The organism is Pseudomonas sp. QLc11A, assembly GCF_052112305.1.
Lineage (GTDB): Bacteria > Pseudomonadota > Gammaproteobacteria > Pseudomonadales > Pseudomonadaceae > Aquipseudomonas > Aquipseudomonas laurylsulfatiphila.
On sequence record NZ_JAVAJJ010000009.1, the window covers coordinates 195,877 to 216,319 of the forward strand.

Here is a 20,443-nt window from a genome sequence, read left to right on the forward strand (position 1 = left end):
TCGGGCTCACAGGTACGCCGCGTTGGCCGCATCGAGGCGGTCCTGGGCGCGCAGGATCAATTCGCAGAACTCGCGAGCGGCACCTTCGCCGCCACGGGCGAGGGTGATGCCGTGAGCATGTTCGCGCACGAAACTGGCGGCATTGGCCACCGCCATGCCCAGGCCGACGCGGCGAATCACCGGCAGGTCGGGCAGATCGTCGCCGAGGTAGGCCACCTGTTCGTAGCTCAAATTCAGTTGGGCCAGCAGTTCGTCGAGTACCACCAGTTTGTCTTCACGGCCCTGGTACAGGTGCGGGATGCCGAGGTTTTTGGCTCGCCGTTCGACCACCGGGGTCTTGCGGCCACTGATGATCGCGGTTTGCACTCCGGCGGCCATCAGCATTTTGATGCCCTGGCCGTCGAGCGTGTTGAACGTCTTGAATTCGCTGCCGTCTTCGAGGAAGTACAGGCGTCCATCGGTCAGCACGCCGTCGACATCGAACACCGCCAGTTTGATCTGTTTGCCGCGTTGCAGCAGGTCCGCACTCATTACATTACTCCTGCACGCAGCAAGTCGTGCATGTTCAAGGCGCCGACCGGGCGGTCTTCGCTGTCGACCACGACCAGCGCGCTGATTTTATGGTCTTCCATGATTTTCAGCGCTTCGGCGGCCAGCATTTCGGCGCGGGCGGTCTTGCCATGGGCCGTCATGACCTGGTCGATGACAACGCTGTGGATGTCGATGCTGCGGTCCAGTGTGCGGCGCAAATCACCATCGGTGAAGATTCCGGCCAGCTTGCCGTCGGCCTCGAGGATGACGGTCATGCCCAGGCCCTTGCGGGTCATTTCCATCAAGGCGTCCTTGAGCAGGGTGCCGCGCTGGACCTGCGGCAGTTCCTGGCCGGCGTGCATGACATTTTCCACTTTCAGCAGCAGGCGTCGGCCCAGGGCGCCGCCGGGATGGGAAAAGGCGAAGTCTTCGGCGGTGAAGCCACGGGCTTCCAGCAGCGCGACCGCCAGGGCGTCGCCCATGACCAGGGCGGCGGTGGTAGACGAGGTGGGTGCCAGGTTCAGCGGGCAGGCTTCGTGTTCGACGTGAACATTCAGGTTGACCTCGGCGGCCTTGGCCAGCGGCGAATCAGGGTTGCCGGTCACGCTGATCAACTGTATGCCCAGGCGCTTGATCAGTGGCAGCAGGGTGACGATTTCATTGGTGGAGCCGGAATTCGAGAGCGCCAGAATGATGTCGTCGCGGGTAATCATGCCCATGTCACCATGGCTGGCTTCCGCCGGGTGCACAAAAAATGCCGTGGTGCCGGTGCTGGCCAGGGTTGCGGCGATCTTGTTGCCGACGTGCCCCGACTTGCCCATGCCGACCACGACCACGCGGCCTTTGCTGGCCAGAATCATCTCGCAAGCGCGTACGAAATCTGCGTCGATATGGGGTAGCAGGCCTTGCACGGCTTCTACTTCGAGGCGGATGGTGCGTTGTGCTGATTGAATCAGGTCGCTGGATTGGCTCATGTCAGAAATCGTATAGCCTGATGAAAAGGCGGCGATTATAGCGGTTATGATCGAATCCCTCACGCAAGTTCGTCGCGCGTTGTCATTCCTTTCTACCGGAAACCCTCTAGACGGGGCTTTGAACCACTCCTGCAGTTGCACATGACTCGGCTTTGGTCTTGGGCGTGCAGCCTTTGCAGTGATATAGTTCGCCGCCAGTTCGGCCTGCAGGGAGGCATGTGCTTTCGTCTGAAAGCCAGGCGTCCGAGTGAGAGGCTGCATCGCAAGGAGTTTAGATGAGTGCCGATAACGCCTACGCGGTCGAGCTGAAGGGACTGTCCTTCAAGCGCGGAACGCGCAGCATTTTCAATAACGTCGATATCCGTATCCCGCGAGGCAAGGTCACCGGCATCATGGGGCCTTCCGGGTGCGGCAAGACCACGCTTTTGCGTCTGATGGGGGCCCAGTTGCGGCCTACCAGGGGCGAAGTATGGGTCAACGGTCAGAACCTGCCGAAACTGTCGCGCAGCGACCTGTTCGATGCGCGCAAGCATATGGGTGTGCTGTTTCAGAGTGGCGCGCTGTTTACCGACCTCGATGTCTTCGAGAATGTCGCGTTTCCGCTGCGGGTTCACACGCAACTGCCGGAAGAAATGATCCGCGACATCGTCCTGCTCAAATTGCAGGCCGTGGGTTTGCGCGGTGCCATCGAATTGATGCCCGACGAGCTTTCCGGCGGCATGAAGCGCCGGGTTGCACTGGCCCGGGCGATTGCGCTCGATCCACAGATTCTCATGTACGACGAACCCTTTGTCGGCCAGGACCCCATCGCCATGGGCGTTCTGGTGCGTCTGATTCGCTTGCTCAACGATGCGCTGGGCATCACCAGCATCGTGGTTTCCCACGACCTGGCCGAGACCGCGAGTATTGCCGATTACATTTATGTGGTGGGCGATGGTCAGGTGTTGGGGCAGGGGACCCCGGACGAATTGATGAACTCGGATGAACCGCGCATTCGTCAGTTCATGACCGGCGAACCCGATGGCCCGGTTCCGTACCACTTTCCAGCGACGGATTACCGCGCAGATATTCTGGGGAAGCGCTGATGCGCAGAATTTCATTGATAGAGCGCGTTCGCCGCTTCGGTCAGGCCGGCATCGATGTGCTGGCGGTGTTCGGGCGTTCGGCCTTGTTCCTGTTTCATGCCTTGCTTGGCCGCGGTGGTATCGGTGGCGGCTTCGGGCTGCTGGTCAAGCAGCTGCATTCGGTGGGCGTGATGTCCCTGGTGATCATCGTGGTCTCCGGGGTGTTCATCGGCATGGTGCTGGCGCTGCAGGGCTTCAACATCCTTTCCAGCTACGGTTCGGAGCAGGCTGTCGGGCAGATGGTTGCACTGACGCTGCTGAGAGAGCTGGGGCCGGTGGTGACCGCCTTGCTGTTCGCCGGGCGCGCAGGTTCGGCGTTGACCGCGGAAATCGGCAACATGAAGTCCACCGAGCAGTTGTCCAGCCTGGAAATGATCGGGGTTGACCCGCTCAAGTACATCATCGCACCACGTTTGTGGGCCGGCTTCATTTCCCTGCCGGTGCTGGCGATGATTTTCAGCGTGGTGGGCATCTGGGGCGGCTCGTGGGTCGCTGTCGACTGGCTGGGGGTCTATGAAGGTTCCTACTGGTCGAACATGCAGAACAGCGTGACGTTCACTGAAGATGTGCTCAACGGGATCATCAAAAGTATCGTCTTTGCCTTTGTCGTGACCTGGATCGCCGTATTCCAAGGCTATGACTGCGAACCCACTTCCGAGGGGATCAGTCGTGCCACTACCAAGACCGTTGTCTATGCCTCGTTGGCAGTGCTCGGCCTGGACTTTATTCTGACCGCCTTGATGTTTGGAGATTTCTGATGCAAAACCGCACCCTGGAAATCGGTGTCGGCCTTTTCTTGCTGGCTGGCATCCTGGCTTTGCTCTTGTTGGCGTTGCGGGTCAGTGGCCTGTCCCCGACTCCGAGCACCGACACGTATAAACTTTACGCCTACTTCGACAATATCGCCGGTTTGACTGTCAGAGCAAAGGTGACCATGGCCGGTGTGACCATCGGCAAGGTCACGGCCATCGATCTGGATCGCGACAGCTTTACCGGTCGGGTGACCATGCAGCTGGAGAAACGCATCGATAATCTGCCGGCGGACTCCACTGCGTCTATCCTGACCGCAGGACTGTTGGGCGAGAAGTACATCGGTATCAGCGTGGGCGGGGAAGACACCCTGCTCAAGGATGGTGGAACCATCCATGACACGCAGTCATCGCTGGTGCTCGAGGACCTGATCGGTAAATTCCTGCTCAATACCGTTAGCAAAGAAGCTAAATGAGGAACTGTTAAATGATCTCTACCTTGCGACGTGGCCTGTTGGTAATGCTCGCGGTGTTTCCGTTGGTGTCCCACGCCGTAGCGGCACCTTCGGCGCACGATCTGGTGCAGGACACAACCAACCGTATGCTCGCGGACCTGGCGGCAAACAAAGAGAAGTACAAGAAGGATCCGCAAGACTTTTATGCGGCGCTGAACACCATCGTCGGACCGGTCGTGGATGCCGAGGGTATTTCCAAGAGCATCATGACGGTCAAGTACTCGCGTAAAGCTACGCCTGCGCAGATGAAGACCTTCGAAGAAAACTTCAAGAGGGGCCTGTTCCAGTTCTATGGCAATGCCTTGCTGGAGTACAACAACCAGGGCATCACCGTTGAACCGGCCAAGGACGAATCGGGCGACCGTACCAGCGTTGGCATGACTGTCAAAGGCAGCAGCGGCTCGATCTATCCAGTGTCCTACACGCTGGAAAAGATCAACGGCGAGTGGAAACTGCGTAACGTCATCATCAACGGCATCAACATCGGCAAGCTGTTCCGCGATCAGTTCGCCGATGCAATGCAGCGCAATGGCAACGACCTGGACAAGACCATCAATAGTTGGGCCGGGGAAGTCGCCAAGGCCAAGGAAGCCACCGACAAGAAGCCAGAGCAGTCAGCCCAATGAGTGAGTCGGCAGTCCAGATGGACGAAGCGGGTGAGCTGCGACTCAGTGGCGTGCTGGATTACCGCAGCGGCCCAGGCCTGCGTGAGCAAGGTAAGGCGCTGATCAACGCCAGCAAGGCTGCGGCGCTGGTGGTCGATTGTTCGGCGGTGACCAAGTCCAGCAGTGTCGGTTTGTCATTGTTGTTGTGCTTCATCCGCGATGCTCAGGCGGCCGGCAAGGCGTTGAGCATCCGTGGAATGCCGGAAGACATGCGTGAAATCGCTCAGGTCAGCGAGCTGACCGAGCTGTTGGCGAATCCCTAACCGCATCTATAAAGAAGCCCCCCGTCAGAGTCCTGCTTCGCGGGGTTCGCAGGCGCGGGGCTTTTTTGTATGATGTCCGACCCGCGCGCACAGGGCGCCGATTGAGGTTGAGCATGCAGGCCGTAGAAGTGAAGAGCTTCCTTGAAGGAAAGCTGCCCGGAACGTTGGTAGAAGTCGAGGGCGAAGGCTGCAATTTCCAGCTGAATGTGATTAGCGATGAACTGGCGGCGTTGAGCCCGGTGAAGCGTCAGCAGCAGATCTATGCCCATTTGAACCCATGGATCACCGATGGCAGCATCCATGCGGTCACAATGAAATTTTTCAGCAGCGCGGCCTGGGCCGAGCGCACCTGAGCCCAAGGGCGTCGAGATTCTTATGGATAAATTGATTATTACTGGCGGTGCTCGTCTTGACGGCGAAATCCGCATCTCCGGGGCAAAGAACTCTGCCCTGCCGATCCTTGCTGCCACGCTGCTGTGTGATGGTCCGGTGACCGTTGCCAACCTGCCGCACCTGCACGACATCACCACCATGATCGAACTGTTCGGTCGCATGGGGATCGAGCCGGTGATCGACGAAAAACTCGCCGTCGAAATCGACCCGCGCACCATCAAGACCCTGGTCGCACCGTACGAACTGGTTAAAACCATGCGTGCGTCGATCCTGGTACTGGGCCCGATGGTTGCCCGTTTCGGCGAAGCCGAAGTCGCGCTGCCTGGCGGTTGCGCCATTGGTTCGCGTCCGGTTGACCTGCACATCCGTGGCCTGGAAGCCATGGGCGCGGTCATCGACGTCGAAGGCGGCTACATCAAGGCCAAGGCGCCTGAGGGCGGCTTGCGCGGTGCGCACTTCTTCTTCGATACCGTCAGTGTGACTGGTACCGAAAACATCATGATGGCAGCTGCACTGGCCAAGGGTCGTAGCGTTCTGGCCAACGCCGCGCGCGAACCGGAAGTGGTCGACCTGGCGAACTTCCTGAACGCCATGGGCGCCAAGGTTTCCGGCGCCGGCACCGACACCATCACCATCGATGGCGTCGAGCGTCTGCACACCACCACTTACAAAGTGATGCCCGACCGTATTGAAACCGGCACCTATCTGGTGGCGGCGGCTGTGACCGGTGGTCGCGTGAAGGTCAAGGACACGGATCCGACCATCCTCGAAGCCGTTCTGGAAAAACTCCGGGAGTCCGGTGCAGAAATCACCTGCGGCGAAGACTGGATCGAGCTGAACATGCACGGCAAGCGTCCGAAAGCCGTCAACGTGCGCACCGCTCCGTACCCGGCGTTCCCGACCGACATGCAAGCGCAGTTCATCTCCCTCAACGCCATTGCCGAAGGCACGGGTGCTGTGATCGAGACGATCTTCGAAAACCGCTTTATGCACGTCTACGAACTGCACCGCATGGGCGCCAAGATCCAGGTCGAGGGCAACACCGCGATCGTCACCGGTACCGAGAAGCTCAAGGGCGCGCCAGTGATGGCAACTGACCTGCGTGCTTCGGCCAGCCTGGTGATCTCGGCCCTGGTCGCCGAGGGCGACACCCTGATCGACCGCATCTACCACATAGACCGTGGCTACGAGTGCATCGAGGAAAAACTGCAGATGCTGGGCGCCAAGATCCGTCGCGTTCCGGGCTAGTACTGCTGCAAGGGCATAAGGACATGCCCGTTGATTTGTTGAAGTCGAGCCGTTTTCGGCTCGATGTGTGTCCGGCGCCATTTGCGACCGGGCATGAGTACCTTGATAAGGACTGACGTTTCCCATGTTGACCATCGCACTGTCCAAGGGCCGCATCCTTGACGATACCTTGCCGCTTCTGGCTGAAGCGGGCATCGTGCCGACCGAGAATCCGGACAAGAGCCGCAAGCTGATCATCCCCACGACCCAGGACGATGTCCGTCTGCTGATCGTGCGTGCTACCGATGTGCCGACCTATGTCGAACATGGTGCTGCCGACCTCGGCGTCGCCGGTAAAGATGTGCTGATGGAATACGGCGGCCAGGGCCTGTACGAGCCGCTGGACCTGCAAATTGCCCAGTGCAAGCTGATGACCGCCGGTAAAGTCGGTGCAGTCGAGCCCAAGGGCCGTCTGCGCATCGCCACCAAGTTCGTCAATGTTGCCAAGCGCTACTACGCCGAACAAGGTCGTCAGGTCGATATCATCAAGCTCTACGGTTCGATGGAACTGGCGCCGCTGATCGGTCTGGCGGACAAGATCATCGACGTGGTCGACACCGGTAACACGCTACGGGCCAACGGCCTGGAGCCACAGGATTTCATCGCGGCCATCAGCTCCCGCCTGATCGTCAACAAGGCTTCGATGAAAATGCAGCACGCACGTATCCAGGCGTTGATCGACACCCTGCGCAAGGCAGTGGAGTCTCGACACCGCGGCTGATTCACCTGCGCGACCGCAAGGCGCGCCGTCTATCCGCCTCATAGCCAGAATTCTCAGGTGCCCAAGCGGATCGAATGTTAGCTTCGGGCGCCTGAGTTTTTTGCCATTCCTATGAGGCTCTCGCTATGACCGCACTGACTGCAATTCGCCGACTCAACGCTGCTGACCCGGATTTCGCGCATCATCTGGATCATCTGCTGAGCTGGGAAAGTGTGTCTGACGACTCGGTCAATCAGCGGGTGCTGGACATCATCAAGGCCGTGCGCGAACGCGGTGACGCGGCGCTGGTGGACTTCACCCGTCAGTTCGACGGCCTGGACGTGAAGTCCATGGCCGACCTGATCCTGCCGCGCGAGCGCCTGGAATTGGCACTGACCCGCATCTCCGTGGCCCAGCGCGAAGCACTGGAAGTCGCCGCAGCCCGCGTGCGCAGCTACCACGAGAAGCAGAAGCAGGACTCCTGGAGTTACACCGAGGCGGACGGCACTGTACTGGGCCAGAAAGTCACGCCGCTGGATCGTGCCGGTCTGTACGTGCCGGGTGGCAAGGCGTCGTACCCGTCGTCGGTGCTGATGAACGCGATTCCGGCCAAGGTTGCCGGCGTTACCGAAGTGGTCATGGTCGTACCGACCCCGCGCGGTGAAATCAACGAGCTGGTGCTGGCTGCGGCCTGCATCGCCGGTGTCGACCGCGTGTTCACCATCGGTGGCGCCCAGGCCGTTGCGGCGCTGGCTTACGGCACCGAAAGCGTGCCGAAGGTCGACAAGGTCGTCGGCCCGGGCAACATCTATGTGGCTACCGCCAAGCGCCACGTGTTTGGCCAGGTCGGCATCGACATGATCGCCGGCCCTTCGGAAATCCTCGTGGTGTGCGACGGCCAGACCGATCCGGACTGGATTGCCATGGACCTGTTCTCCCAGGCCGAGCACGACGAAGACGCCCAGGCCATTCTGGTCAGCCCCGACGCCGGGTTCCTCGACAAGGTCGCCACCAGCATCGCCAAATTGATGCCGACCATGGAGCGTGCCGCAATCATCGAAACCTCGATCAATGGCCGTGGTGCACTGATCAAGGTTCGCGACATGGAACAGGCCATCGAAGTGGCCAACCGCATCGCGCCGGAGCACCTCGAGTTGTCCGTTGCCGATCCGCAAGCCTGGCTGCCGCAGATCCGCCACGCCGGCGCGATCTTCATGGGCCGTCACACCTCCGAGGCCCTGGGCGACTACTGCGCAGGCCCGAACCACGTGTTGCCGACCTCCGGCACTGCACGGTTCTCTTCGCCGCTGGGTGTGTACGACTTCCAGAAGCGCTCGTCGATCATCTTCTGTTCCGAGCAGGGCGCATCGGAACTGGGCAAGACCGCATCCGTGCTGGCCCGTGGCGAGTCGCTGACCGCGCACGCGCGTAGCGCCGAATACCGCATCGTTGACGACAAGCAGGTGAAATGAAGATGAGTAAATTCTGGAGCCCGTTCGTCAAGAACCTGGTGCCTTACGTGCCGGGCGAGCAGCCGAAACTGGCAAAGCTGGTGAAGCTCAACACCAACGAAAACCCATACGGTCCATCGCCCAAGGCCTTGGCCGCGATGCAGGCCGAACTGAACGACAACCTGCGTCTGTACCCGGACCCCAACAGCGACCTGCTGAAGAACGCGGTCGCCAGGTACTACGGCGTGCAAGGCAATCAGGTGTTCCTCGGCAACGGTTCCGACGAAGTCCTGGCGCACATCTTCCATGGTTTGCTGCAGCACGATCAGCCGCTGCTGTTCCCGGACATCAGCTACAGCTTCTATCCGGTCTACTGCGGACTGTATGGCATCAACTTCGACGCGGTGCCGCTGGACGAGCAATTCCAGATCAACCCGGCGGACTACGCCAGGCCGAACGGCGGGATCATCTTCCCCAACCCGAACGCACCGACCGGCTGCCTGCTGGCGCTGGAAGCGGTGGAGCAGATTCTCAAGGCCAGCCCGGATTCGGTGGTCGTGGTGGACGAGGCTTACATCGATTTCGGCGGCGAGACGGCAATCACTCTGGTCGATCGTTATCCCAACCTGCTGGTGACCCAGACACTGTCCAAGTCCCGCTCCCTGGCCGGTCTGCGGGTTGGCCTGGCGGTGGGGCATCCGGATCTGATCGAAGCGCTGGAGCGGATCAAGAACAGCTTCAACTCCTACCCGCTGGATCGCATGGCGAATGTCGGCGCCGCTGCCGCGTTCGAGGATCGCGAGTATTTCGACAAGACCTGCCGATTGGTGATCGAGAATCGCGAGAAGGTCGTCGGGCAATTGCAGGCCAAGGGATTTGAAGTGCTGCCGTCAGCGGCGAACTTCATTTTCGCCCGTCACCCCCGGCACGATGCGGCGGGGTTGGCGGCGAAGTTGCGTGAACAGGGCGTGATCGTCCGGCACTTCAAGCAGGAGCGGATTGCCCAGTTCCTGCGGATCTCCATCGGCACGCCAGAGCAGAACCAGGCGCTGATCGACGGTCTCGGCGATCTGTAAAATCAGGCACGATCCTGTGGGAGCGAGCTTGCTCGCGATGGGGCCATAACATTCAACATCCTTGTTGACTGCCAACCCGTCATCGCGAGCAAGCTCGCTCCCACAGGTTTTTGGGTTGCCCGCTTACTCTTCTTCTTTCTCTTTGACCGGTGCCGGCGGCGGACGCAAACCGATTTCCGCGGTCAGCTTGAGTTCCTTGCCGTTGCGCATCACCTGGATCGTGACCTTGTCGGTCGGCTTGATCCGCGCCACCTGATTCATCGAGCGACGGCCGTCCCCGGCCGGTTCGCCATCGATGGCAAGAATCACGTCACCCAGTTGCAGGCCGGCCTTCTGTGCCGGGCCATCGCGGAAAATCCCCGCCACGACAATGCCCGGACGCCCGGACAAACCGAAGGATTCGGCCAGTTCCTGGGTCAACGGCTGCACTTCGATACCCAGCCAGCCACGAATCACCTGGCCGTGCTCGATGATCGACTTCATCACTTCCATCGCCAGCTTTACCGGGATCGCGAAACCGATGCCCTGGGAGCCGCCGGACTTGGAGAAGATCGCCGTGTTGATGCCGGTCAGGTTGCCAATGGCGTCCACCAGTGCACCGCCCGAGTTGCCGGGGTTGATCGCGGCATCGGTCTGGATGAAGTCTTCGTAGTTGTTCAGACCCAGTTGATTGCGCCCGGTGGCACTGATGATGCCCATGGTCACGGTCTGGCCGACGCCGAACGGGTTGCCGATGGCCAGCGCCACGTCGCCGATGCGGAGGTTGTCGGAGCGCCCCACGGTGATCGACGGCAGGTTTTTCAGGTCGATTTTCAGCACCGCGAGGTCAGTCTCCGGGTCGCTGCCGATCACCCGGGCCAGGGTTTCGCGGCCGTCCTTGAGCGCCACGACGATCTGGTCGGCGCCGCTGGTCACGTGGTTGTTGGTCAGGATGTAGCCTTCCGGGCTCATGATGACGCCGGAACCGAGGCTCGATTCCATGCGCTTCTGCTTGGGCGAGTTATCGCCGAAGAAACGTCGGAACTGCGGATCTTCGAACAACGGATGGCTGGGTTTGTTGATGACTTTGGTGGTGTACAGGTTCACCACCGACGGCGCCGCAGTGGTGACCGCGTCGGCATAAGACACCGGGCCCTGTTGCATGCTGGTGGTTTGCGGCGCTTGTTGCAGATTGACGTCGAGGCTCGGGAGCCCGACCCACTGCGGGTAACGCTGGATTATCAAAAGAGCGACAAGCACGCCGGCCAACAGCGGCCAGCCGGAAAAACGCAGCGCCTTGAGCATTAAGCAGTTCCTGAGAGAGTTGCAGGCGGTATGAGACCGCTCATAATGACGCGCATTATACGAGGCCGCACGCGCCTCTGAACGGGATATTTAGGAGTCTTTCATGGCCGTCGCCCTGAGCACCCTGGTCGAAGAAGCCGACCGTTACCTCAACAGCGCCAAAATCGCCGATTACTGCCCCAATGGCTTGCAAGTCGAAGGCCGTCCGCAAGTGATGCGCATTGTCAGTGGCGTCACTGCCAGCCAGGCGTTGCTGGATGCCGCGGTAGAGGCCAATGCCGATCTGGTACTGGTGCACCACGGCTACTTCTGGAAGGGGGAAAACCCGTGCATCACCGGCATGAAGCAGCGCCGCTTGAAGACCCTGCTCAAGCACGATATCAGCCTCCTGGCCTATCACCTGCCGCTGGATCTGCACCCGGACGTCGGCAATAACGTGCAGCTCGCGCGGCAGCTCGACATCACCGTCGAAGGTCCGCTGGACCCGGATAACCTGAAGATAGTCGGTCTGGTTGGCTCGTTGAATGAACCGATGATGCCCCGGGATTTCGCCCGCCGCGTGCAGGAAGTCATGGGTCGTGAGCCACTGTTGATCGAAGGCAGCGCCATGATCCGCCGCGTCGGCTGGTGCACCGGTGGCGGCCAGGGATACATCGATCAGGCCATTTCGGCCGGCGTCGACCTGTACCTCAGCGGCGAGGCTTCCGAGCAGACCTTCCACAGTGCACGGGAAAACGACATCAGCTTCATCGCCGCCGGTCACCATGCGACTGAGCGCTACGGCGTTCAGGCGCTGGGGGATTATCTGGCGCGGCGCTTTGCGCTGGAGCACATCTTCATCGATTGCCCCAATCCGATCTGAATCCGGGGTCCCCTGTAGGAGCGAGCTTGCTCGCGATGGTCGTCAACGATAACGCTGGAAGCCTGATACCCCGCGGTGGTCTCAGGTTCATCGCGAGCAAGCTCGCTCCTACAGGGGGGGGCGATGTGCCCAAACAGCGGGGCATATTCATATGCTCTTTCGATCTAGTTGGCGTCCTGATTAGAAGAGGTCGCTGTGCTAGGATCCCCGCTCGAACACGGCCCGCTGGCCGTTCATAAGAAAGCTTTCGTGAGTAGCCATGGTCGACAAACTGACGCATCTGAAACAGCTGGAGGCGGAAAGCATCCACATCATCCGCGAGGTGGCCGCCGAGTTCGACAACCCGGTGATGCTGTACTCCATCGGTAAAGACTCCGCCGTGATGCTGCATCTGGCACGCAAGGCGTTCTTCCCGGGCAAGCTGCCGTTTCCGGTGATGCACGTCGACACTCGCTGGAAATTCCAGGAGATGTACGCCTTCCGTGACAAGATGGTCACGGAGCTGGGCCTCGACCTGATCACCCACGTCAACCCGGACGGCGTGGCGCAGAACATCAATCCGTTCACCCACGGCAGCGCCAAGCACACCGACATCATGAAGACCGAGGGCCTGAAGCAGGCACTCGACAAGCATGGTTTCGACGCGGCGTTCGGCGGCGCCCGTCGCGATGAAGAGAAATCCCGCGCCAAGGAGCGCGTGTACTCGTTCCGCGACAGCAAGCACCGCTGGGACCCGAAGAACCAGCGTCCCGAGCTGTGGAACGTCTACAACGGCAAGGTCAACAAGGGCGAGTCGATCCGCGTCTTCCCGCTGTCGAACTGGACCGAACTGGACATCTGGCAGTACATCTACCTTGAAGGCATCCCGATCGTTCCGCTGTACTTCGCCGCCGAGCGTGAAGTCATCGAGAAGAACGGTACGCTGATCATGATCGACGACGAGCGCATCCTCGAGCACCTGAGCGATGAAGACAAAGCGCGTATCGTCAAAAAGAAAGTGCGTTTCCGTACCCTTGGTTGCTACCCGTTGACGGGCGCGGTGGAGTCCGAGGCCGAAAGCCTCACGGACATCATTCAGGAAATGCTCCTGACGCGAACTTCCGAGCGCCAGGGCCGTGTCATCGACCACGATGGCGCAGGCTCGATGGAAGACAAAAAACGTCAAGGTTATTTCTAAGGGGCTGTCATGTCGCATCAATCTGATTTGATCAGCGAGGACATCCTCGCCTACCTGGGCCAGCACGAACGTAAAGAGCTGCTGCGCTTTTTGACCTGCGGTAACGTCGACGACGGCAAGAGCACCCTGATCGGGCGCCTGCTGCACGACTCCAAGATGATCTACGAAGATCACCTGGAAGCGATCACCCGCGACTCGAAAAAAGTCGGCACCACCGGCGAAGACATCGACCTGGCGTTGCTGGTCGACGGTCTGCAGGCCGAGCGTGAACAAGGCATCACCATCGATGTCGCGTACCGCTATTTCTCCACCGCCAAGCGCAAATTCATCATCGCCGACACCCCCGGCCATGAGCAGTACACCCGCAACATGGCCACCGGTGCGTCCACCTGTGACCTGGCGATCATCCTGGTCGACGCCCGCTACGGCGTGCAGACCCAGACCCGTCGCCACAGCTTCATCGCCTCGTTGCTGGGCATCAAGCACATAGTCGTGGCCATCAACAAGATGGACCTCAAGGACTTCGACCAAGGCGTGTTCGAGTCGATCAAGGCCGACTACCTGCAGTTCGCCGAAGGCCTGAAGATGAAGCCCACCAGCATGCACTTCGTGCCGATGTCGGCATTGAAGGGCGACAACGTGGTGAACAAGTCCGAGCGCTCGCCGTGGTACACCGGCCAGTCGCTGATGGAGATCCTCGAGACCGTGGAAGTGGCGGGCGATCGCAACTTCACCGATCTGCGTTTCCCGGTGCAGTACGTCAACCGTCCGAACCTGAACTTCCGTGGCTTCGCCGGTACGCTGGCCAGCGGCATCGTCAAGAAAGGCGACGAAGTCGTGGTGCTGCCGTCGGGCAAGAGCAGCCGCGTGAAGTCCATCGTCACCTTCGAAGGTGAGCTGGAACATGCCGGTCCAGGTCAGGCAGTCACGCTGACCATGGAAGACGAAATCGACATCTCCCGTGGCGACCTGTTGGTGCACGCCGACAACGTGCCGCCGGTGACCGACAGCTTCGAAGCCATGCTGGTGTGGATGGCTGAAGAGCCGATGCTGCCAGGCAAGAAATACGACATCAAACGCGCCACCAGTTATGTGCCGGGCTCCATCGCCAGCATCGTCAACAAAGTCGACGTCAACACCCTGGAAGAAGGTCCGGCCAGCGCGTTGCAGTTGAACGAAATCGGCAAGGTCAAGATCGCGCTCGACGCGCCGATTGCCCTCGACGGTTACGACAGCAACCGCACCACCGGCGCCTTCATCATCATCGACCGCTTGACCAACGGCACCGTCGGCGCGGGCATGATCGTCGCCCAGCCTTTGGCCCATGGCACCAGCACCCACCACGGCAAGCTGGCCCACGTCGCCACCGAAGAGCGCGCCCAGCGCTTCGGCCAGCAACCGGCCACCGTGTTGTTCAGCGGCTTGTCGGGCGCGGGCAAGAGCACCCTGGCGTATGCGGTTGAACGCAAGCTGTTCGACCTTGGTCGTGCGGTGTACGTACTCGATGGCCAGAACCTGCGTCACGACCTGAACAAAGGTCTGCCACAGGATCGCGCCGGTCGTACCGAAAACTGGCGTCGTGCCGCGCACGTTGCGCGTCAGTTCAACGAAGCCGGTCTGCTGACCCTGGCGGCATTCGTTGCGCCGAGTGCCGAAGGTCGTGAGCAGGCCCGGGAACTGATCGGCAAGGAACGTCTGCTGACGGTCTACGTCCAGGCTTCGCCGACCGTCTGTGCCGAGCGTGATCCGCAAGGCCTGTACGCGGCGGCCGGGGATAATATCCCGGGCGAGTCCTTCCCGTACGACGTGCCGCTGGATGCCGATCTGGTGATCGACACCCAGTCCGTGTCGCTGGAAGAAGGCGTCAAGCAAGTGCTGGGTCTGCTGCGCGAGCGTGGTGCAATTTAAGCGCTAGCCGGAAATGAAAAACCCGCCGATGAGTGATCATCGGCGGGTTTTTTTGTGCCTTGAAATCGCCATCGCTGGCAAGCCAGCTCCCACAGTTTTGAGGGCGTTCGAAAAATTTGTGAACGACACGGTCCCTGTGGGAGCTGGCTTGCCAGCGAAGAGGCCAGTACAGGCACCTCAAGACTTTGCCGGATACTCCCGATGCATCTGTTCCAGCAACGCATCCTTGTCCTGCCACATCTGATTGATCCAGCCCTGGAACTGCAATCGGTACTCACCATCCTGGTCGTAGTTCTTGCCGATGAACTGCGGTGGAATGTTCAGCTGCTGAAAACGCACCAGCGCGTCTTTCACGCATTCACACAGCAGGTTCCAGAATCAGGAGACCTCTGAAAATCTAACGTCAGAAGGAATAGCCAGAATCCTTGATCGGAAATGGACTACAAAAAAGTCGGAAGTTGTGAAGTTTAATTGTTTTGTAAATGAGAATAGTGTTTGTAGCAGCGTAGAAGTGTTCTCGCGCAGCTTGTATCAAGTGAAGCAATTGCAAGGAAGTAGGTGGTGGCTTAAGAAGTAAGCTTGCGCTCGAGGATCAAGGTGTGCGAAATAAATTTTTCCCAGTTCCGGTTGGTTATGTTTCTAGTGTTTTTGAGATCGTTTTTTGTGCAATCGTTTTGTTGTTGTATGTTGTTTTTTCTATTTATATTTATAGTAAGTTGATAGATGTTCCTCCGGTTCCTGATAAATTAGTTATGAAAGAGGCTTTTGTATATAGAGGGCTTTCGCAAGCTTCAAAGACAACATCTTTTTTGTATCTGAGGGTTGGGGCTGGTGACGCTGCTTATAAATATATCATTGAGGCTTCGAGTCGCGATATTGTGTACGCGAACTTTGATAAGTCGCAAAAGCTGTGGGTGGCGGTAGATTCTGATCGAAGTAAAAAATTTGTTTGGGGAGTATATGATGATAATTATGGCTTGTTGATAAGTCGTCAAGATATATTGCGCTGGGTTACTTTAGTCAATGTTGATAATTATTTTATACTTTCTTTGATGTTTATTTTGTCCTTGTATTTCATCTATATTATTTTTTTGACTGGTGTTTGGAATAGAGTTGCAGCGAAAAGGATGGCTTGTGAAAATAAATAAGATTGATGGTGGGGTATTTTTAATTGACGAGTTTTTAACTCGAGGTGAAGAGGAATGTATAAATCTTCAGCTCAAGGACTCAGTTTGGAGATACAACTGGCCAAGTTATGAGGGACTTCCGTTTGTTAGGCCTTGTTGGCATTTTTTATTGCAGGTAAAGGTCGGCCGGATCGGAAATCATGTTTAGGTAAGAGCAGCGGCAAGCTCTTAGCTGCAAGAAAAAGCCCGCAGGCAAGTGATTGTCTGTGGGCTTTTTTGTGTCAGTTCTGTCGCGAGCTTTATGTACGAGTCGACCCCTGTGGGAGCAGGCTCGCGAAAACGGTGGATCAGTCAGCATCTATGTTGAATGTTAGTCCGTATTCGCGAGCAAGCCCGCTCCCACATTGGTTCAGCGGCGGTCAGGGAACTCGCGATGCATCTGCGCAAGCAGAGCATCCTTGTCCTGCCACATCTGATTGATCCAGCCCTGGAACTGCAATCGGTACTCGCCATCCTGGTCGTAGTTCTTGCCGATGAACTGCGGCGGAATGTTCAGCTCTTCAAAGTGCACCACCACGTCCGCAATGTTCCCGCACAACAAATCCCAGAAACCAGGACGCCCGGCCGGGTAGTGGATGGTCACGTTGACGATGGACTCCAGTTGCTCACCCATCGCATCCAGCACAAAGGCAATGCCACCGGCCTTGGGCTTGAGCAGGTACTTGAAGGGTGATTGTTGTTGCTTGTGCTTGCCCTCGGTGAAGCGCGTGCCTTCCACGAAGTTGAAGATTCCCACCGGGTTGTCGCGGAATTTCGCGCAGGTCTTGCGGGTGGTTTCCAGGTCCTTGCCTTTCTTCTCCGGGTGCTTCTCCAGATAGGCCTTGGAGTAGCGCTTCATGAACGGAAAGCCCAGCGCCCACCAGGCCAGACCAATCACCGGGACCCAGATCAGCTCCTGTTTGAGAAAGAACTTCAACGGTTGGATGCGCCGGTTGAGCACGTATTGCAGCACCAGGATATCGACCCAGCTCTGGTGGTTGCTGGTGATCAGGTAGGAGTGCTGATAGTCGAGGCCTTGCAGGCCGCTGACGTGCCAGCGCGTGCGGCGCACCAGGTTCATCCAGCCTTTGTTGAGGCTGATCCAGGCTTCGTGGGTGTGGCTCATCAGCCAGCCCGCGAGGCGCTGGGTGAGGGCGAACGGCAGTACCTTGACGAGCGCCACGCAGAACAGGAACGAGCAGAGCAGAATCGTGTTCAGTGCCAATAGCAGCGAGGCGATCACGCCCCGCAGCGGAGCAGGTAGGAAGTCCAGCATTTACACATCCATAGGTCGGTTGGCGGCTTGAATCGCGGTCAGGGCGATGGTGTATACGATGTCGTCGACCTGCGCGCCGCGCGGCAAATCGTTCACCGGTTTACGCAGGCCTTGCAGCATCGGCCCGAGGCTGACGCAGTCGGCGCTGCGCTGCACCGCTTTGTGGGTGGTGTTGCCGGTGTTGAGATCGGGGAACACGTACACCGTGGCACGACCGGCCACCTGGCTGTTCGGCGCCAACTGTCGGGCGACGCTTTCGTTGGCCGCGGCATCGTACTGCAAGGGGCCGTCGATCAGCAGCGAGTGCTGTTGTTCGTGGGCGAGCAGGGTGGCCTCGCGGACCTTCTCGACCTCCTCGCCGCTGGCCGATTCGCCGCTGGAGTAGCTGATCATCGCCACCCGTGGCGTGATGCCGAATGCGGCGGCCGAGTCAGCGCTTTGCAGGGCGATCTCGGCCAGTTCACTGGCGCTCGGGTGCGGGTTCATCACGCAGTCGCCGTAGACCAGCACTTCTTCGGGGAACAGCATGAAGAACACCGAAGACACCAGGGTGCAGCCCGGTGCCGTTTTAATCAGTTGCAGGGCCGGGCGGATGGTGTTGGCGGTGGTGTTGATCACGCCCGAGACGAGCCCGTCGACTTCATCCAGAGCCAACATCATGGTGCCGATCACCACGGTGTCTTCCAGTTGTTGCTCGGCCATCGGCGCGTTGAGGCTTTTGCTTTTGCGCAACGCGACCATTGGCTCGACGTAGCGCTCGCGGATCAAATCCGGATCGATGATTTCCAGGCCTGGCGGCAGCTCGATGCCCTGGGCGCGTGCGACGGCCTGCACGTCTTCGGGCTTGGCCAGCAGCACGCAGCGAGCGATGCCGCGGGCCTGGCAGATCGCGGCGGCCTGCACGGTCAGCGGCTCGCTGCCTTCGGGCAGCACGATGCGCTTGTTGGCCGCCTGGGCGCGCTGGATCAATTGATAGCGGAACACCGCTGGCGACAGGCGCATCTCGCGCGGTGTACCGCAGCGCTGGTGCAACCAGTTGGCATCGAGATGGCCAGCGATGAAATCGGTGATGATTTCGGCGCGCTCGCGGTCATCGATGGGGATTTCCTTGTTCAGGCCATTGAGCAGGTTGGCGGTGTCATAGGAACCGGTACTCACCGACAGCACCGGCAGCCCAGCCTGCAGGGCGCCGCGACACAGGTCCATGATGCGTGGGTCGGGCAGGGTGTCGCTGGTCAGCAGCAGCCCGGCCAGCGGCACGCCGTTTAAGGCCGCGAGGCTGACGGCGAGGATGATGTCGTCGCGGTCGCCGGGGGTCACCACCAGTACGCCGGGCTTGAGCAACTCCACGGTGTTGCGCATGGTGCGGGCGCAAATGATGATCTTGGTCATGCGCCGGGTTTCGTAATCACCGGCGTTGAGCACTTGCGCGCCCATCAGGTCGGCGACGTCGCGGGTGCGCGGGGCGTTCAGTTCCGGCTGGAACGGAATGCAGCCGAGCAAGCGGAAATCACCACTGCGCAGCAACGGCGAATGCTCCTTCAGGCGCGTGGCGAAGGCCTCCATGCTTTCCTCGGTCTTGACCTTGTTGAGGATCACACCGAGGACTTTCGGGTCTTTCGGGCCGCCGAACAATTGCGCCTGCAACTCGACGCGACCGGAGAGCTCGGTCAGCACTTCGTTTTCCGGTGCCGAGACCAGGATCACCTCGGCGTCGAGGCTCTTGGCCAGGTGCAGGTTGACCCGCGCGGCGTAACTGGCGCTGCGGGTCGGCACCATGCCTTCGACGATCAGCACGTCCTTGCCGATGGCCGCCTGCTGATACAGGGTGATGATTTCTTCGAGCAACTCATCGAGCTGGCCGTCGCCGAGCATGCGCTCGACATGGGCCAGGCCCAGTGGCTGAGGCGGTTTCAAGCCGTGGGTGCGCGCCACCAGTTCAGTGGAACGTTCCGGGCCTGTGTCGCCCGGATGCGGCTGGGCAATCGGTTTGAAAAAGCCGACCTTGAGCCCGGCGCGCTCAAGGGTGCGTACCAGCCCGAGGCTGATGGAGGTCAGACCCACACCAAAATCGGTGGGCGCGATAAAAAAAGTTTGCATGCGGATTCTCTGGAAGGTGCATGGCAATGGTCACGACCTATGGCTGGTCGATTACCGAAATTCAGTCGCCAAGGTTATCGCTAACCGTGCCTTGTGCACACCAACCGCAGGCAAAGGGTTGGCCTATTTTTTCCTGGCGCTGCACAGGGTCCATGACCCAGGCCCGGGATTGCCAGGGCGGCTGGTGCCGCAGGTGTTGGGTGTGGCCGCAGGAAAGCTCGGCCACCCAGTGACCGTCCTCGTCTTGATGGAAGCCTGTGACCGTCGAATCCCGTTTGTCCGGGTTGTGTTCGCTTTCGGTCGATTGCTTCGCTAAACTTGGCCTTTCAATCTTCTTATGCAAAAGGTCTCGCCCCATGCTGATCGCCGCCAATAAGGCTGTCTCCATCGACTATACCCTGACCAACGACGCTGGTGAGGTCATCGACAGCTCCGCCGGCGGCGCGCCGCTGGTCTACCTGCAAGGCGCAGGCAACATCATCCCGGGCCTGGAAAAGGCTCTGGAAGGCAAGGCTGTCGGCGACGAGCTGACCGTAGCCGTTGAACCGGAAGACGCTTACGGCGAATACGCTGCCGAACTGGTCAGCACCCTGAGCCGCAGCATGTTCGAAGGCGTCGACGAGCTGGAAGTGGGCATGCAGTTCCACGCTTCCGCTCCGGACGGCCAGATGCAGATCGTGACCATCCGTGATCTGGACGGCGACGACGTGACCGTTGACGGCAACCACCCGTTGGCCGGTCAGCGCCTGAATTTCCAGGTCAAGATCATCGACATCCGTGACGCCAGCCAGGAAGAAATCGCTCATGGCCACGTCCATGGCGAAGGTGGCCATCACCACTGATTTCTGCGCTAAGCTCAGATAACTGGAGAGGCGCCCCGAGGGCGCCTTTTTAGTCTGCGGCTGTCCCTGACGACACCGCCAAGTGGCTGTTTCGAGAAGA

Annotated in this window: 21 protein-coding genes and 1 pseudogene; 15 read left to right on the top strand and 7 right to left on the bottom strand. The window is 59.5% G+C overall.

All coding sequences use genetic code 11. The annotated features are described in order from the left end of the window. Positions 1-6: 6 nt before the first annotated feature. Positions 7-531, bottom strand: coding sequence for a KdsC family phosphatase (locus tag Q8X48_RS15485; RefSeq protein WP_008018712.1), 525 nt, complete (start codon positions 529-531; stop codon positions 7-9). Then, a complete protein-coding gene (locus Q8X48_RS15490) occupies positions 531-1,505 on the bottom strand; it encodes a KpsF/GutQ family sugar-phosphate isomerase (RefSeq protein ID WP_407800863.1) in 975 nt (324 codons plus the stop codon). Before Q8X48_RS15490 ends, Q8X48_RS15485 begins: the two co-directional genes overlap by 1 nt. Positions 1,506-1,780: 275 nt before the next feature. Between Q8X48_RS15490 and Q8X48_RS15495 the strand changes: the two genes are divergently transcribed. The 10 genes from Q8X48_RS15495 to hisC all read left to right on the top strand — a co-directional run bounded on the left by Q8X48_RS15495 (position 1,781) and on the right by hisC (position 9,728). After that, positions 1,781-2,590 carry an ATP-binding cassette domain-containing protein gene (locus Q8X48_RS15495; protein WP_095965889.1) on the top strand — a complete coding sequence of 270 codons (810 nt, stop codon included), beginning with the start codon at positions 1,781-1,783 and terminating at the stop codon, positions 2,588-2,590. Beyond that, positions 2,590-3,387 carry a lipid asymmetry maintenance ABC transporter permease subunit MlaE gene (gene mlaE, locus Q8X48_RS15500; protein WP_095965888.1) on the top strand — a complete coding sequence of 266 codons (798 nt, stop codon included), beginning with the start codon at positions 2,590-2,592 and terminating at the stop codon, positions 3,385-3,387. The genes Q8X48_RS15495 and mlaE overlap by 1 nt, the downstream gene beginning before the upstream one ends. Next, positions 3,387-3,854 (top strand): outer membrane lipid asymmetry maintenance protein MlaD, encoded by a 468-nt coding sequence (mlaD, locus tag Q8X48_RS15505; RefSeq protein WP_007970271.1) that lies wholly within the window; start codon positions 3,387-3,389, stop codon positions 3,852-3,854. The genes mlaE and mlaD overlap by 1 nt, the downstream gene beginning before the upstream one ends. A gap of 11 nt (positions 3,855-3,865) precedes the next feature. After that, on the top strand, positions 3,866-4,519 hold the full coding sequence (locus Q8X48_RS15510) for an MlaC/ttg2D family ABC transporter substrate-binding protein (protein ID WP_095965887.1): 654 nt from the start codon (positions 3,866-3,868) through the stop codon (positions 4,517-4,519). Further along, positions 4,516-4,821 (top strand): STAS domain-containing protein, encoded by a 306-nt coding sequence (locus tag Q8X48_RS15515; RefSeq protein ID WP_407800864.1) that lies wholly within the window; start codon positions 4,516-4,518, stop codon positions 4,819-4,821. Before Q8X48_RS15510 ends, Q8X48_RS15515 begins: the two co-directional genes overlap by 4 nt. Before the next feature lie 113 nt (positions 4,822-4,934). After that, on the top strand, positions 4,935-5,174 hold the full coding sequence (locus tag Q8X48_RS15520; RefSeq protein ID WP_007912386.1) for a BolA family protein: 240 nt from the start codon (positions 4,935-4,937) through the stop codon (positions 5,172-5,174). 22 nt (positions 5,175-5,196) lie between these two features. Then, positions 5,197-6,462, top strand: a complete 1,266-nt coding sequence (gene murA, locus Q8X48_RS15525; protein WP_007970276.1) for a UDP-N-acetylglucosamine 1-carboxyvinyltransferase — start codon at positions 5,197-5,199, stop codon at positions 6,460-6,462. 124 nt (positions 6,463-6,586) lie between these two features. Further along, complete coding sequence (hisG, locus tag Q8X48_RS15530) at positions 6,587-7,222, top strand: ATP phosphoribosyltransferase (protein ID WP_007970278.1); 636 nt, start codon at positions 6,587-6,589, stop codon at positions 7,220-7,222. A gap of 125 nt (positions 7,223-7,347) precedes the next feature. Beyond that, positions 7,348-8,673, top strand: coding sequence for a histidinol dehydrogenase (gene hisD, locus Q8X48_RS15535; protein ID WP_407800865.1), 1,326 nt, complete (start codon positions 7,348-7,350; stop codon positions 8,671-8,673). Between the two features lie 2 nt (positions 8,674-8,675). After that, positions 8,676-9,728 carry a histidinol-phosphate transaminase gene (gene hisC, locus Q8X48_RS15540; protein ID WP_126049288.1) on the top strand — a complete coding sequence of 351 codons (1,053 nt, stop codon included), beginning with the start codon at positions 8,676-8,678 and terminating at the stop codon, positions 9,726-9,728. Between the two features lie 123 nt (positions 9,729-9,851). On the opposite strand, the gene algW is transcribed toward hisC, so the two are convergent. Beyond that, positions 9,852-11,012, bottom strand: a complete 1,161-nt coding sequence (gene algW / locus Q8X48_RS15545; protein ID WP_407800866.1) for a Do family serine endopeptidase AlgW — start codon at positions 11,010-11,012, stop codon at positions 9,852-9,854. Positions 11,013-11,115: 103 nt separating this feature from the next. Here algW and Q8X48_RS15550 point away from each other — a divergent pair, with 103 nt between their 5' ends. The 3 genes from Q8X48_RS15550 to cysN all read left to right on the top strand — a co-directional run bounded on the left by Q8X48_RS15550 (position 11,116) and on the right by cysN (position 14,959). After that, positions 11,116-11,874, top strand: coding sequence for a Nif3-like dinuclear metal center hexameric protein (locus tag Q8X48_RS15550; RefSeq protein WP_116580973.1), 759 nt, complete (start codon positions 11,116-11,118; stop codon positions 11,872-11,874). A gap of 259 nt (positions 11,875-12,133) precedes the next feature. After that, complete coding sequence (cysD, locus tag Q8X48_RS15555; RefSeq protein WP_407800867.1) at positions 12,134-13,051, top strand: sulfate adenylyltransferase subunit CysD; 918 nt, start codon at positions 12,134-12,136, stop codon at positions 13,049-13,051. A 9-nt stretch (positions 13,052-13,060) separates the two neighbouring features. After that, the gene (cysN, locus tag Q8X48_RS15560) at positions 13,061-14,959 is read left to right on the top strand and encodes a sulfate adenylyltransferase subunit CysN (RefSeq protein ID WP_095965880.1); all 1,899 of its coding nucleotides are present in this window, start codon (positions 13,061-13,063) and stop codon (positions 14,957-14,959) included. A 177-nt stretch (positions 14,960-15,136) separates the two neighbouring features. On the opposite strand, the pseudogene Q8X48_RS15565 reads toward cysN, so the two are convergent. Further along, positions 15,137-15,337: pseudogene (locus tag Q8X48_RS15565) on the bottom strand (acyltransferase); the annotation flags it as partial. 221 nt (positions 15,338-15,558) lie between these two features. On the opposite strand from Q8X48_RS15565, the gene Q8X48_RS15570 reads away from it, so the two are divergent. Then, positions 15,559-16,107, top strand: a complete 549-nt coding sequence (locus Q8X48_RS15570) for a hypothetical protein (protein ID WP_407800868.1) — start codon at positions 15,559-15,561, stop codon at positions 16,105-16,107. 388 nt (positions 16,108-16,495) lie between these two features. Here the strand turns inward: Q8X48_RS15570 and Q8X48_RS15575 are convergent, their stop codons facing one another. The 3 genes from Q8X48_RS15575 to Q8X48_RS15585 form a co-directional block, all read right to left on the bottom strand. After that, a complete protein-coding gene (locus Q8X48_RS15575; protein ID WP_407800869.1) occupies positions 16,496-17,401 on the bottom strand; it encodes an acyltransferase in 906 nt (301 codons plus the stop codon). Beyond that, a complete protein-coding gene (gene pta / locus Q8X48_RS15580; protein ID WP_007970292.1) occupies positions 17,402-19,501 on the bottom strand; it encodes a phosphate acetyltransferase in 2,100 nt (699 codons plus the stop codon). Between the two features lie 61 nt (positions 19,502-19,562). After that, positions 19,563-19,889, bottom strand: a complete 327-nt coding sequence (locus Q8X48_RS15585) for a DUF3565 domain-containing protein (RefSeq protein WP_407800870.1) — start codon at positions 19,887-19,889, stop codon at positions 19,563-19,565. Here Q8X48_RS15585 and Q8X48_RS15590 point away from each other — a divergent pair. Then, on the top strand, positions 19,858-20,343 hold the full coding sequence (locus tag Q8X48_RS15590) for an FKBP-type peptidyl-prolyl cis-trans isomerase (RefSeq protein WP_007901600.1): 486 nt from the start codon (positions 19,858-19,860) through the stop codon (positions 20,341-20,343). The two genes, Q8X48_RS15585 and Q8X48_RS15590, sit on opposite strands and share 32 nt — an antisense overlap. The last annotated feature ends 100 nt before the right edge of the window (positions 20,344-20,443 follow it).